A 13224-nucleotide genomic window follows, 5' to 3' on the forward strand; every position below is an offset into this window, starting at 1 on the left:
GCCGAGCTACGAGCCGGGGTTGGGCGAGATGATCGCGCGCAACAAGGAGCGTCTGATGTTCACCTTGGACCTCGGTGAGGCGCTGCGGGACGCCGAGGTCGCGTATGTGTGCGTCGACACCCCGCCGACGCCCTCCGGTGACGCGGATCTGTCGCGAGTCTGGTCGGTGGTGACCTCTCTGCGGGGCGCGGCGCGCCTGCGGGCCGTCGTGGTGAAGTCCACCGTTCCGGTGGGGACGGGCACCAGGGTCCGGGCGGTCTTGGACGCCGCCGGTCTGGGAAGCGTCGATTACGTCGCGAACCCTGAATTCACCGCCGAGGGCACGGCGGTCCACGACTTCATGCATCCAGACCGGATCGTGATCGGCTCCGCCGACGAGGCCGCGGCCCGCCTGGTCGCTGAACTACACGACGGCGTGGAGGGACCCGTCGTCATGATGGACGTGCGCTCGGCCGAGATGGTGAAGCTGGCCTCGAACGCACTGCTCGCCACGAAGATCAGCTTCATCAACGAGATCGCCACCCTGTGCGAGAAGACCGGTGCCGACGTGCGGGAGGTGGCCCGCGCTGTCGGTCTGGACCATCGCCTCGGCCCGCACTTCCTGCGTCCCGGGATCGGCTGGGGCGGTTCCTGTTTCCCCAAAGACTCCGAGGCGTTGCGGCAGCTCGCCAACAACACCGGCTACCACCTGCAATTGCTGTCGGCCGTGATCGAGGTGAACAATCTGCAAAAGCGCCGGGCGATCCAGAAGATCAAAGATGAGCTGGGCAGTTTGGCGGGCATGCGGGTGGCGTTGCTCGGGCTGACCTTCAAACCGGGAACCGACGACATGCGTGAGGCGCCAAGCACGGTGCTGGCCGCCCGCTTGCTGGCCGAGGGCTGCGAGGTGCACTGCTGGGATCCGCTGGCACGCCCGGCCGACGCCGAACCGTGGACGTCGACCACCCGGCATGCGAGCCCCGAGTCCGCCATCGACGGCATGGACGCGGCGATCATCGCCACCGAATGGCCCCATCTCAAGGAAGTCGATTGGGCGCGCATGGCATCGCTGATGCGACGGCCGGTGCTCTTCGACGGCCGGAACATGCTGGACCCGGCGGGAATGCGCTCGGCCGGTTTCACGTATCTCAGCGTTGGCCGACCGTGACCAGGTGTCGGCCCTCGTAGTGCCGAGCCTGCGGCTCTTGATGGTGCTGGCGCGGTGGCCCTGCCCCGCTCGGCCGCCGGCTTATCACAGGCTGGCTCCCGTGACCGAGAACCGAGAAACCTGGCACGCGTGGTGCCTTTCTCTCGGCAGGCTCCACTATTTCACCTCCTCCCGCGAGGATCCGGGCGGAGCTCGGTGTACGGCTATGTGGGTGAGGCTGGACGGCGTCAATGAGCTCGAGACGCTGGAGGACCGCAACCGACGCTTCACAGACGCCTGCTTCGAGCGGGAGCTTTCGTGGGAGACGAGGACGAAGATCCACGATGAGTGGAGACGGTCCCGTCTCGAACCCGAGGTGGGTTTGGCAGTATTCCCAGCCGCGCCCGTTAGGGGCATGGGTGCCCAGGCGCAAGGCGTACAGCTTCGGCGTCGCAAGAGTGCTGACCTGCGCGAGACCTTTAGTAGACGCCAATCGCTTCTCCGCACTACGCAGGTCGCGTCTGAGTGAGGGTTGAAGCGCTCCTCGATCTTCCGAAGTCCTCCGGTCTTGGATGTCGTCGATGGGGTTCCTCTCGTGACCGGGCGGAAGGTCCGATGGCCAAAGACTGATTCCGAGGGCATTGAGGACGTGGCGCTGCTCATTTTGGAGTGGCTCGGCGAGCAAGGGGTTAACGCGATGCTCAGGGTCGATGCCGAGAGCCTGGTGGAGGGCCGGCACTCCTGGACCTTTACGGCGAGCGGCGGCCCCTTGGAGGTCGGCATGCGTGCTGACGGGGCCAGCGCTGCCGTGTGCTTGTCGTTGGCGGTCGCCAGGCTGCGCGAGGTCGGCGTCGTCGTGCCATATTGATCAACAATCACGCTTCGCCTTGCCCGGGGATGCTCGGCATGCCGAGGTGGGTCGGAGTGACTCTGGCGAGGCGGCGGGTCTGGTCTCGTTTCTGGCGCAGGAAGGTGAGGGTGAGGTCGATGCCTTCGATCTCGCCGAGCCGGCCCTCGGCTTCGGCGCGGGCTCCGCGGGCCAGGAGGTCCACTTCGACCTCGTCGATTCTGGGCAGCATCTTCGGTTGATTTTGATCACGGGCATCTGAAGCAGGCTTCTCGGAACTAGAAGTGCTGGGTGCTGGTTCTGCTCTCGGGCAAGGCGGACGGCCACTCATGATGTTGAATATCCGCGTGGTGGACTGGACACGGTTGGAGGACGTCTTCGGGACGGCCAATCAGATACCCGTGCTCCTGGCTCGAGTCGAGCAGGGGCCCGATGATGTCGCCTGGCAAGAACTCGGCAATCGCCTCTGCCATCAGGGTGAGACCGTTACGCCAGCAAGCGTCGCTGCGCTACCGGGCCGCCGCCAGCGCCGAAGCCCGGGTGCTCGCGGTCAGCAGCCCCTCCGGGGTCGCGACCGTGATCTACGAGGTTGATCCAGCGCGTACGCGTTCAACGCCTCCCCCACCGGTTCAGCATCAGTTCCAGGGCGGGATCGATCACATCACCCTCTGCACCCGCAGATCTACGACCGGCTCGAGGCCGGCGGCATTTCGCGCTCCAGCTCCTGGATCGGGGCTTTGAGCTGCATATTCCCCTCGTCGAGCACGTCGTTGGAAGATGGCGGGCCACGCGCCGGTTCCCGCACCAGCCCGCTCGGCACCCTCTCGGCCGTACGCCCGTGCCCGGCATGTCCAGTTACGCGGTGTCTCTCGACTGCTCTCCAGGTCCTCGGCCTCCGAAGCCAGCGTTCGTCCGGGGATCGAACAGGGACAACGCGAGGGCGTCCGACTTGAACTCCGGCGGGTAAGACTTCCTCCCACGCGGAACTCCCTGTGCCGGTCCTCCATCGTTCGGCGCTCTAGGTGTCCACATTCAAGGGCAACGCCCTAGCGCCATCCGCCCGCCCCGAAAAAGTGTGACTGTCTCACCAGCCTGAAACGCTTCAGCACTGCCCAATGACCTCCGAGCATTGAGCCTTTCATCCTAATACCGCAGGTCGGGAGCGGTGGCTAGCGAAGGCGAATCCTGTGGCCTGCGACGAGAGCGGGCCTCTAGCGGCTGATCTGGGCCGGTAGATGCGGTATCAGCCCTGCTCAGGAGAGCCGGGTCCGAGGACGAAATGGGCTCATTGATGGCGCTAGCTCAGATAGACGAGAAGGCCGATACCCCACAGCACGAGAGCGGCATAGCCGAGCACCAGCCCCGCCATCGCGAGCCCTCGCCCTTCCAGTCCCTGCTGGTCGATCTCATTTATCGCGCTGTGCCCGACAACTATGGCAACGATGCTCAGGATCCCGCACACGACCAAGCTGAGGATGCCCAGCACCAGAGCCGCCGTCGCCTTGCCGCTGCTTCCCTCTCTGGGGTACCCGCCAGACGAATAGCTCAACGTCTACTCCACCCGTCATATTCTACGAACCTCATCTCTCTCTCATTTAACAGCAAGAGGACGTTTTGCGGTCGACATATATCGAATCGGAAGAATTCTGAAGGCAGCGACGACCAGCATCGGGCCAAGCGAGAACCGCTGTCGCACCTGCCTGCAGCCTGACCACGTGCCTGCTGAGGCGCGAACACAGGCCCGCGAATTGGAAGTCGACCTTGATCGGTTCTCCCTATTGGACTCCATGGTCGTGGAGGCGCTTAAGGGAATGAACTAGGAAACTCCTCCACCAGTAGCCACAAAGGGCTATCCGTGTCCAAGGGGCCCTTTCTTCCTATTTCCGCAGGCCAGGACCGGTGGCTGGCGACGATGGACCTTGTGGCCTGCGACGAAGCCCGGACCTCCCACAGCCGAGCCGGGCTGGCGGATGCGCCACCAGTCCCGCCCACGAGAGCCGGGCAAGGAGGATGAAGAGGACTCAAGGCACCGACATCGATGCGCGGTTCTCTATCGATGATCTTCGCGTTCGACCTTCTCGCAGGTCCGTAACTCATGCTCTTGGTGAGGTGTCAACGTCGGCCGAAAGGACCGAGCCCTTCTCATCCTCGTTAGCCGGCTCTCCTGGGCGGGACTGGTGTCGCGTCCACCAGCCCGGCTCGGCCACCGGTCGCCTGGGCCATGTCGAGGCCGCCCACACGGCCTGATCACCACAACGATGGTGTCCGCCGAAGCGGAGCGAGCTCAGGCCCGTTCCAATGCGCGAGCCGCGAGCTCGGCATACCGCCACACTACGACTGATCGTAAGTCGGCGATTCAGCGCACTATCTAGTCCGGGTCGGATGCCTCTACGACAGCGACTTGCCAGGGCAGGCGGTCGAGCACCGGCCCCCAGCGTCTCTCGCTGGTTGTGAGGATAGGGAAATCAAGATACCGGGAGATGGCGATAGCATGAGCGGCGGCCAAATCGGGAGCGTCGCCCAGGTGCTCGGCGACAAGGGACACGTGGCGGGTGTGGTCGAGATCAGTCAGAGGCTCCAGGCGGACGCGAGGCAGGTACTCGATCACGCCGTGGAGCATGTCACGCTGCGGGTCGCTCAAGCCGCGGTGCGCGGCCGTGAGGGTGATAGAGGGCACACTCATGCGCTCGGCGGCGGCATCGAGCGCGGCGACGAGGTTGGTGAGCGTGTCATCGCCGCGCCCCAGTTCCCGAAGAAAGAGGTCATCCAGGACATAGCCGCTCACTGGGTGCCGTTCTTGTCACGCAGGTGGTCGAAGAGGCGCTTGGCCGCGGCAACGGCATCAGGGTTCCCAGCCGCTTCGGCCAGGCGGCGTTCAGCCGCTTCGCGGCGCTGATGACTGGCCGCCTGGTGTCGTTCGAACAGGAACTGAAGAGCCTCGGCCGCGGTGACGGTGCGGCCGCGTTCACGGGTGAGCTCGGCGACGATCTGGTGGATTTGATCGCGGACCCGCTCAGGGACCTTAATGCTCGTCATGGGTTCGGGCATACCGAGATTCTACTGCGGCAGAGCCGCGGTATACGCCTTCGGCGCGGTCTTCCGACAGACGTGATGCGCTGAGTTCGGTTGACGGTGGCCGCCGTGGTCACACTCGACACCACCGTAGACCTCGCGCGCGCCCTCGACGATCTCGGTGAGCGCGGCATCCGTCGCGCCTCATGGCGGCGGGCGGCGGCCGCGTCCGCACCGGTTCCGCCCCCAAGGACTGACTGACGAGATCCACCCACCTTGTTCCATCTTCGTCAGAGACGGCGCACGCCTGGGTACGCCACAGCGGTGCAGAATGTACTCAACGCCCTCCGTTATCAGGGTTCATAGAGATACCGTCAAATCGTGACAGACCTCGACGAGTCACAGGTGACGCCGGGCGGTTGCGTGCCGAAGCTCCTGACCGGCGTCATCATTGTCCTGCTGCTCGTCGTGCTCATGGTGGTCGGCCTGTTCGTGTGGGCGAAATGGTCGATCAGTTCACACCTGGGAAAGGACGAGGCGCACGACCGGGCCTTCATGAGCCAGCAGGCGACGGAGATCGCCGCACGCCTCGAGAAGGCGGCAGCCGACGACTCACTTCCGGACGAGGAGATCTACGAAGCGGTTTACAGGTAGCCTGGCACGTCGAGCGCTCCGACGGGCTGGTGCGGATCGTGGTCAAGGTCCAATCGGCCACGGTGATTCCCGATCGCTGTTACTCCTACGATTCGATGAGGCCGCGGTCCAAGCCGCTCATGAGCGAGATCCCCGCGTGCCCTGAGGCGACCTACCATCATGAGCGCCGAACCCCCTGAGATGGCGACCGGGCAAGGAATGCGAAGATCGGCGCGTCCGGGACCGGAGGGTACGAGGAAGACTTTTCATCCTGTTGCCGCAGGCCAGGAGCGGTGGCTGGCGAAGATGGCCCCTGCGGTACGCGACCAGGCCCAGACGTCGGGCAGCTGGCGGGGTCGGTAGATGCGCCATCAGTCCTGCTCAGGAGAGCCGGGCAGAGAGGGTGAAAAAGGCTCTCTCCGCAAGGTATCGATGAGGCGCTCTGTCACGCCACCTAAACCAGGTGCTGTATAGCTCGTGCAGCAACATCCCCTACAGCGCCGACCTCCGCCGCCCAGCATCGTGCGTTCGATCTGCGCGGCAGTTCGGTCGTCGCGAGGCTGCCTGTATTTCGCATCGAAGTGGCTGGGGCCGTGACGATCGCTCACTTCGCCACTGGTCGCGTCCGAGATGCGGTGTAAAAGTGAACGAGAGTAGGTTGCCGTGCTGAACCGTCCACAGTTCGCACCACGCGAGGACCTACGCTCGTGCCACGCGCACTACCGCCCGTCCAAGCCATCCGCGCCGAGATCGACGCCCTGCTCACCAAGGGTCGTGACCTGTCGAGGTGATCGAGGACGTCGCCCGTCTTGGTGCCCGCCTGATCATCCAGACCGCCGTCGAAGCCGAGGTGGATGCCTTCTTTGGCCGTGCCCGCTACCAGCGCGCCGCCGCCGTCACCGCAGCGCACCGTCCGCACCAGGCCAGAGGCCGAACGAGCCCTGTTCAGCTACATCGAAGGGTTCTACAACCCACGCAGCCGCCATTCCGCCAACGACCAGCTCAGCCCGGCCGAATACGAACGTCGACACACGCTCAAGAACGCCCAAGCCCTCGACTACGCCGCCGCGTAGTCGCAAGCCCTGATGTGTCTATCGAACCGGGGCAACTCCAGGTCAGACCAACAGGCCAATGTGGTCCGCCAACTGATGCGCCTGGGCGCGCAGATATGATGGCCCGATCTCCACCAGTTCAAGCGCCATACATTTGGCGAACCCGTTATATCTGATCGTCTCCGGCGCGGCCTGATGCGCGAGCCGCAGCGTGCCAAGCACGGCGTCGAAGTCGCGTCCGAGCTGATGCGCCCGCGCGACCTCGATAAGATGCCGGCCCCGACGGGGCCTTGAGGGAATCGGAATTCCCTCACCGTTGTCAGCGTGCCGTGCAGCCTCCTCACCCTGATGGAGCTCCACAGCGACGGTCACGGCATGAGCCTTCATAATGACGCGCGAGAAGGACGTCCACGGCTGGTAGTAGTCCGCGGGTAGCCGCTCAGCAACGCGTTGAGCATCGCTCCAATGCCGCCACGCAGCCTCGGTCTCTCCGCTTCGCGCCGCGGTGTAGGCCAGCTCGAACGAAAGCGCGCCCCACATGGCCAGCAAGTCAACGCTTGGGTTCTCCATGTGGGGCTGGATGGCCGACATGCCCACTTCGTTGATGGCGTAGGCCGCCTCGTAGTCGCCGTTGTCGCGGTGAGCCTGAGCGTAGAACCAGATGGCACAGGCCAACGCCATGGGGTCTTCCGCCTCCCGGGCGGCCAGGAGCGCCCGATCGGCGACGCGCCACAGCAGGTCGGCCGCAGGCTGATAGGCCACGAACATCTGCGTGAGGCCATAGACCTCTGCCAGGAGCGCCTTGGCCCGGCGCTGTTCGACGCCTTCGTACATGCCGGCGGCGTACTGCCCGTCACGCAGCAGGTCCGGCAAGATCTTCCCAAGCGCCGTCCGATGATCCGGCGAGGCGTGCCGCGTCCGCCACGCGGAGTCGAGTCGTCCTCGCAGCGCGTCCAAGGACTGCGCCGGTCCCCGCGTCTGCTGCAGCAGCGGGTTGAGGTTGAAGGCGCGCTTCACATCTCCCAGAGCGCAATGGCTAGGGCCGCTGAACATCCTGATCGGCATGGCCTGGTCGCCGGTCAATTCCACCAGGTCACGAACATGCAGCGCCTCGGCGAGCCGGGGCAACAACGACAGAAGTGGCTCTGCCTGCGGATTCCCGTACTCCACCTGCTTGAGCCAGGAGGGAGACCTGCCCACCAGGCCGGCCAGCGTGTCGCGGCTCATGCCCCGGCGCTTGCGCCAAAGCCGGATTCTCTGCCCCACGGTCAAGACCGTCGTGCCGGGATCATCGGTACCGTCGCCCATGGCCCTGCACCCTTCCTGTCGGCCGGTCATCTCAGGCTAAGGCGCAGGGCTCGATTCGTGGAGAGCACGGAGTGAGGAGTCCGCGCTCTCGGGATGTCGCAAGTCCCTGTGCTTATGGCGTTCTCATCCCGGCGCCTTGGAGATGATGCGCCCGCTGCCTCTGGTCGCACGATCACAGGACAGACGGTGACGAGATCCGACACGGGCGGGTGATGCCGGCTCTTCGAAGTCAAGCGGGGGAGCATCCGCGGTCCGGCGGTAGTGGACGCGCTGCCGTTGATGCTCGCCGAAGCCGTAGGCGTCGCGGGCGACGGTTTCGATGACATGGTTGGGTGCCTTCGGAGCCGGCGTTGGTGATGCCGGTCGGGATGAAGCCAGATCTCGGCCGCCGGGTCGCGATCGTGGCGGCCAGACGTTCGAGTTCGGGCAGGCCGCACGCGGCGCAGCGGTCACGGGGGAGGCATGGCCGATAGGTGATCACCGCACGGTCCGTGTGGGCGCGGCCAGGGCGAGCAGGTTCAGCGGATCCTCTTGGCGTTCCAGGCGGCCAAGATCGGCCGGCCCACCCGTGCGGGCTGGGCCCGTGGTCATCGACCATCGGGGCCAGCTGAGCGCCGTGCGTCCGGGCCGCGGAACGGGTCAGCCCGTCGCGCGGTTCCCCGCTCGCGGTTACCTTCATGTCCGTGCTGTTCGCGGGCCTGGTCGGTCAGCCGCACGACGTGGAAGTGGCCGACGGTCAGTGTGGCCCGTGGCGACGCGGCGCGGACGGCGGCTTCGAAGATGGTGCGCGTGCCGCCTGGCGACGAAGCCGCCTACCCCCGCCAGGCGGCATCACGCTGGTTGAGCCAGCTGGTGACGGCGGCGATGGCGCGGCTCTCGACCTGGCCGAGCGGGCTCTGGTCGCCGGGCAGGTTCACGAAGCCGGTCTGCCAGCGATCCACCGCCGCCGTCGCACAGAAACCGGTAGCCTCCTCCAGCACCCAGCCAGGAGAGCCACGGCGGATTGCGTCAATACCCAGTACGGGGCCCCCTCCGGCTGAGCGAGCGACACCCGAGGCACGTGCCCGGTGAAGGCGACGGACACGATCGGCCAGGACAGCGCGTGATCGCGCGCCGATGGAATCACCGTTCCTCCCCCGTCACCCACAGCGGCACCACCGGCCAGGATCGCACCGGCAGCCGCGACCGCGCGGGAATCCGCCGCACCTGCTCAGTGAACGACCGTCGTGGGCAGGACGCCTGGTCACGGCACCCCGCGACGCTTGCGGTGTTGGTCCCAGTCAGGCCGCGTTCCAGCAGTCCGGTTCCTTGAGACGATCATGCGCTTCTCCGTCGGCCCACGGCAGATGGACGACGCGCCCTCCCGGTTTCCGCCGTTCGCGTCTCCGCTCCGCCGTGCCAGCGCGCTTGCACCACGTATGCGAGCGTACGCACGCGTGCGGCGGCGAACGCGCGGCCAGTCGCTTCGGTGAAGTGCTGCTCACATGACATACCGTCTCGGCTGACAGCCATGTACCGAGGGGACAGTAACCCGATACCTTCGCCGTGTGGGTGCTGAGTCTGAGCTAACACGCTGGATCGTGCACGGGGAACGGCTGGTCTATGACAATCGATGGATTCGCCTTGGGCTAGCCGACATCGAGATCCCTGGCGGGCAACGGTTCGAGCACCACGTGGTGCATCTGGATCGGGCCGCCATCACCGTCGTGCTCGATGAGGAGGATCGGGCTCTGCTGATATGGCGACATCGGTTCGTGGCCGACCGGTGGGGATGGGAACTGCCTGGCGGGCTCGTGGAAGCCGGTGAAGATCCCATGGACACCGCCGTACGGGAAGTTGAGGAGGAGACCGGGTACCGTCCGAAGAATGTCGAGCCCCTGGTGAGCTACCAACCGATGGCTGGCATGGTGGATGCTGAACACCTGTTGTTCGTGGCGCGCGGGGCTGAATGGATGGGCGCGCCTGAGGGCGAGGTAGAGGCCGACCGGATCCAGTGGGTTCCGATAGCGGAAGTTCGGAGCATGATGGCTCGCGGGGAGATTTGGACGTCCGGGACTCTGATCGGGCTGCTACAGGTTCAAATGTGGCTCAACGGCCGAGGCGCGCTGCCGGACAGTATTTGAGCGGCCGTGAGGTGGATATCGCATGATTGAGCCCTTCGCAGGCTGGGAGCGGCGGCTGGTGAAGATGGGCCCCGCGGCCTATGCCGAGGCCTGGGCGTCCGGCGGCTAAGCCGGGCTGGTACATGCGGTATCAGTCCTGTCAGCCGAGCCGGGCAAGCAGGTTGGAGAAGGCTCCGTACGCTGTTCGCGGCGACCATCGCCTCCCTCGGTCGGTTCCGGACGAGGCGCTACCCGCGTGCCGCCCCCTTCGGCCAGATAATCGTCACCGGGACGCGGCGTTCCCGCGCCGCCGCCACAACCTCCGCCGTACCGCCGGATCCGGTGCCGGGCTGTCCGTCCCACACGGCCATCAGCTCGCCCACTGACGACAACATGGCCTCATTCGCCGCCTCGTAGGCTTCCCGGCTGGCGTGATCGAAGTTCATGACCCGGACGCTCTTCGCCGCCGCCATGAGCTGGTCGAACTGAGCGGCGTGGTCCGACGTCACCTTCGCCTCCCGGTAATCGCGGGACGGCAACACCACCTCCAGCGCGCCGCCAGCAGCGAGCACCGCGTCAGCGAACAGAGAGTCAGCCCCGCGGGCGATGCAGGACACTCCCACCAGCTCGCCGTCATCCACGGCGGCGAGGCGCGCTCGGATCGCGTCGAAGACGAGGCGAGCCGCCTTCGACGTGAGGTTCATGTGGCCGGTCACGCCGATACGCATTCGAGGGCCCATTCCATGAGGTAGAGATCTAGCGTGCCAATTGTTCCCGGATGCGCTGACGTAGCGACGCCACAACGGGGTCTCGGCGAGTCACGATCTCCCTGTAGAACTCGCGCAGCTGTACCCGTACTCGGTCGGATTGGACCTGTTCTGCCGTGTCAGCCGCCTCGCCGCCCACGGTTACGGCCTGGTCGAGGTCTCCGCTGATCAGGTGCGCGTACGCGAGCCCCACCTGGTCGAGCGCCAGGCTGCGCATGCTTGACCCTTCGCGCAGCTCGATCGCGCGCTGGATGTGGGTGAGGGCCTCGCCCGCGAATCCGCTGTCCCGTTGGGACAGCTCCAGGTACCGGCCGCCGGTCACTCCGGCCAGCTCGGCTTCAACGAAGTATCTGATCCATTCCGGGTCAGGGTCGCCGGGACTGATCTCGGTGAACGCCTGCTCGGCTTCGCCGGTCGCCCGTTTGAACGACTCCGGCCGGCCCATCTTCGCGTACGACCACGCCTCACGGGTGTGCAGCATCGCCCGTAGTCGTGGTGTGGCTGTCGACTTCACGCCGTCGAGGGCGAGCCGGGTGAGGGCCAGCGCGTCCTGAGGCTGGTCCAGGTAGAGGAGTTGCCGGGCCATGGACGCTAGGACACTCGCCCCGAAGGGCCTCTCGCCAGCGGACCTGGATGCCCGCAGCGACATGACGTAGTACGTCTGCGCGGCCGTCTGCATGCCGCAGTCCCAAGACATCGTGGCGGCGATCTTGGCAAGCTGCGCTATCACGGCGAACAGGCGCACGCTAATCTCGTGCGGGTGGTTGTCACGCGCCAAATCGGCGACCTTATTGAGCTGTCCGATCACGGCTTTCCGAGCCAGGCCGCCGCCGTACTGGTCATCCCACGTCCGGAAGGCGTTCGTGGACTGTTCAAGGTGGGCGACCTCGTCCATGCCGATCCTGCCCGGCCCTGCCGCGGCCCGCGCCGGCCCTGTCGGTGTCAGCCAGCGCTGGATCGGGTCGACGAGCGGAATCCCGACCGTCACGGTCAGGGCCTTCACTACTTGGCGACGGTCGAGTGTGAGATCGCTCTTGCTCATGTCGTAGATGGCATCAGCGGTGGGTCCTGCTTCTCGAAGGCAAGGGAGTCGGGGCGACGTGACAGGGTTCGCGGCGTCGGCGACCCTTTCGTCGGTCGTGACCGTGACCTTCGACAACGCTGCCGGGGCTGTGGACAGCTTGGTTTCTGAGACGGCGAGGCCGCTGGCGGTACAGACGGGTACGGCTCCCTCGAGCGCCTTTCGCGGGGCTCGTCGTTCCTGATTCTGCGAGCGCCATCAAGTTCCATGAGTTCACCATCGCGCTCAAATGACGATCGCGCCACGGGGTTCGCCTGCCGCGTTCATGAGGACGTGGCGTTGCGGGCGTTCTTCTCACCGGTGCCTGCGTGACCGCCTGCGATGGATATTCGAGTAGATCGGCGAGGTGTCACCGACCGTCCTTGCCGGGGGCCGTGTGATGGGCACCTGGAGCTGGGATCGAAGACGACCACACGTGCGCGGCGCGTGGTGACACGTCAAGGGCAGGTTGAGCGACGCCGTCGGCTCGAGCGGCAGCCATGACCACTCATGAGCGCCTGCGCGCGGGCCGGCCAGGCGCCCGAGCTTCTTTTCGGGGAGCGACGTGCGGATTCACCTGAGAGGCAGAGCACGGCCCTGCTAGCGTGAGCGGCCGCTATCCATCGAGCGTCACTTCTGGACCACCATGAACCCACTCCCCCAATGTCCCACTTTCGCGCAATTGCAACGCTATGTCTCTGACATGGAGCGGGAGCGCCACTTCGACGACAGCTCTCTCATCGAGCAGTGCCTGAAGCTCAGCGAAGAGGCAGGCGAAGTTTGTAAGGCCGTCCGTAAGCATGAGGCCCTACCGGTGGATCCCGCGAGCACGATCGGCAGCCTTGCCCACGAACTCGCTGACGTCCTCATCTGTGGCCTGTCCATCGCCAATCGCGGCGACACCGATCTGACCGCGGCACTCCGTGACCCCCAAGGCCTCGGCCAGACTGGATCAAACGGCGTGGACGCGACCGCGATGACCTTGGCGGACCTTCAGCACCGCGTCGCTTCGATGACGAATGAGCGCCTGCTGTCCGGGACGCTCATCGAGCACTGCCTCCTTCTCTCGGCGCGGGTCGGTAACGTATGCGCTGAGGCACTCACGTGGCGGGCAGCGCCCGCTGGGCGCTCGGACTTGGCAGGCGAGCTCATTGGTGTGCTACAGCATCTCGCGGCCATCGCCAACCTGGTCGATTTGGATCTCGCGACGGCACTGCGCTCCAAGGAAGCGATCAACGAAACCAGGGTTTGGGCTCGCCCGCGCCGCTCCGCTAGCTGATCACATCAGCCTGGGGACGGACGGGATGGACACAGCTA

The 13224-nt window shown here is 65.7% G+C and carries 14 protein-coding genes; 6 read left to right on the plus strand and 8 right to left on the minus strand.

Going from position 1 to position 13224, the window contains the following annotated elements; translation table 11 throughout:
• The coding region (locus tag ACWEJ6_RS48770; protein WP_452432260.1) for a UDP-glucose dehydrogenase family protein at positions 1-1147 on the plus strand (1147 nt) is incomplete at its 5' end.
• Between the two features lie 547 nt (positions 1148-1694).
• Positions 1695-1994, plus strand: a complete 300-nt coding sequence (locus tag ACWEJ6_RS48775) for a hypothetical protein (protein ID WP_452432261.1) — start codon at positions 1695-1697, stop codon at positions 1992-1994.
• A gap of 7 nt (positions 1995-2001) precedes the next feature.
• Here ACWEJ6_RS48775 and ACWEJ6_RS48780 read toward each other — a convergent pair whose 3' ends face one another.
• From ACWEJ6_RS48780 to ACWEJ6_RS48795, 4 genes are all read right to left on the minus strand, one after another.
• Entirely contained in the window at positions 2002-2205 is a 204-nt protein-coding gene (locus ACWEJ6_RS48780; RefSeq protein WP_452432263.1) for a recombinase, read from the minus strand.
• Positions 2206-3270: 1065 nt separating this feature from the next.
• The gene (locus ACWEJ6_RS48785) at positions 3271-3522 is read right to left on the minus strand and encodes a DUF4190 domain-containing protein (RefSeq protein WP_452432265.1); all 252 of its coding nucleotides are present in this window, start codon (positions 3520-3522) and stop codon (positions 3271-3273) included.
• Positions 3523-4341: 819 nt separating this feature from the next.
• On the minus strand, positions 4342-4758 hold the full coding sequence (locus ACWEJ6_RS48790) for a hypothetical protein (protein WP_452432267.1): 417 nt from the start codon (positions 4756-4758) through the stop codon (positions 4342-4344).
• Positions 4755-5021 (minus strand): hypothetical protein, encoded by a 267-nt coding sequence (locus ACWEJ6_RS48795; RefSeq protein ID WP_452432268.1) that lies wholly within the window; start codon positions 5019-5021, stop codon positions 4755-4757. Before ACWEJ6_RS48795 ends, ACWEJ6_RS48790 begins: the two co-directional genes overlap by 4 nt.
• 345 nt (positions 5022-5366) lie before the next feature.
• On the opposite strand from ACWEJ6_RS48795, the gene ACWEJ6_RS48800 reads away from it, so the two are divergent.
• Both ACWEJ6_RS48800 and ACWEJ6_RS48805 read left to right on the plus strand, forming a co-directional pair.
• A complete protein-coding gene (locus tag ACWEJ6_RS48800; RefSeq protein ID WP_452432270.1) occupies positions 5367-5639 on the plus strand; it encodes a hypothetical protein in 273 nt (90 codons plus the stop codon).
• Positions 5640-6472: 833 nt separating this feature from the next.
• Positions 6473-6691, plus strand: coding sequence for a hypothetical protein (locus tag ACWEJ6_RS48805; protein WP_452432271.1), 219 nt, complete (start codon positions 6473-6475; stop codon positions 6689-6691).
• Positions 6692-6733: 42 nt separating this feature from the next.
• Here the strand turns inward: ACWEJ6_RS48805 and ACWEJ6_RS48810 are convergent, their stop codons facing one another.
• Together ACWEJ6_RS48810 and ACWEJ6_RS48815 are read right to left on the minus strand one after the other, a co-directional pair.
• Positions 6734-7978: a helix-turn-helix domain-containing protein gene (locus tag ACWEJ6_RS48810; RefSeq protein ID WP_452432272.1), complete on the minus strand. Its 1245-nt coding sequence runs from the start codon at positions 7976-7978 to the stop codon at positions 6734-6736.
• 812 nt (positions 7979-8790) lie between these two features.
• The gene (locus ACWEJ6_RS48815) at positions 8791-8919 is read right to left on the minus strand and encodes a hypothetical protein (RefSeq protein ID WP_452432273.1); all 129 of its coding nucleotides are present in this window, start codon (positions 8917-8919) and stop codon (positions 8791-8793) included.
• 606 nt (positions 8920-9525) lie between these two features.
• Between ACWEJ6_RS48815 and ACWEJ6_RS48820 the strand changes: the two genes are divergently transcribed.
• Positions 9526-10101: an NUDIX hydrolase gene (locus tag ACWEJ6_RS48820; RefSeq protein WP_452432275.1), complete on the plus strand. Its 576-nt coding sequence runs from the start codon at positions 9526-9528 to the stop codon at positions 10099-10101.
• 227 nt (positions 10102-10328) lie between these two features.
• On the opposite strand, the gene ACWEJ6_RS48825 is transcribed toward ACWEJ6_RS48820, so the two are convergent.
• Together ACWEJ6_RS48825 and ACWEJ6_RS48830 are read right to left on the minus strand one after the other, a co-directional pair.
• Complete coding sequence (locus ACWEJ6_RS48825; RefSeq protein WP_452432276.1) at positions 10329-10808, minus strand: hypothetical protein; 480 nt, start codon at positions 10806-10808, stop codon at positions 10329-10331.
• A 28-nt stretch (positions 10809-10836) separates the two neighbouring features.
• A complete protein-coding gene (locus tag ACWEJ6_RS48830; RefSeq protein ID WP_452432277.1) occupies positions 10837-11889 on the minus strand; it encodes a hypothetical protein in 1053 nt (350 codons plus the stop codon).
• A gap of 700 nt (positions 11890-12589) precedes the next feature.
• Between ACWEJ6_RS48830 and ACWEJ6_RS48835 the strand changes: the two genes are divergently transcribed.
• Positions 12590-13186, plus strand: a complete 597-nt coding sequence (locus ACWEJ6_RS48835) for a MazG nucleotide pyrophosphohydrolase domain-containing protein (protein WP_452432278.1) — start codon at positions 12590-12592, stop codon at positions 13184-13186.
• The last annotated feature ends 38 nt before the right edge of the window (positions 13187-13224 follow it).

It is taken from the genome of Nonomuraea sp. NPDC004702, from assembly GCF_053601695.1.

What these genes read in the sequence shown, in the direction of transcription:
- ACWEJ6_RS48780 (WP_452432263.1), bottom strand. Translation starts at nt 2,205, where the DNA reads ATGCTGCCCAGAATCGACGAGGTCGAAGTGGACCTCCTGGCCCGCGGA.
- ACWEJ6_RS48795 (WP_452432268.1), bottom strand. Translation starts at nt 5,021, where the DNA reads ATGCCCGAACCCATGACGAGCATTAAGGTCCCTGAGCGGGTCCGCGAT.
- ACWEJ6_RS48805 (WP_452432271.1), top strand. Translation starts at nt 6,473, where the DNA reads ATGCCTTCTTTGGCCGTGCCCGCTACCAGCGCGCCGCCGCCGTCACCG.
- ACWEJ6_RS48810 (WP_452432272.1), bottom strand. Translation starts at nt 7,978, where the DNA reads ATGGGCGACGGTACCGATGATCCCGGCACGACGGTCTTGACCGTGGGG.
- ACWEJ6_RS48825 (WP_452432276.1), bottom strand. Translation starts at nt 10,808, where the DNA reads ATGCGTATCGGCGTGACCGGCCACATGAACCTCACGTCGAAGGCGGCT.
- ACWEJ6_RS48830 (WP_452432277.1), bottom strand. Translation starts at nt 11,889, where the DNA reads ATGAGCAAGAGCGATCTCACACTCGACCGTCGCCAAGTAGTGAAGGCC.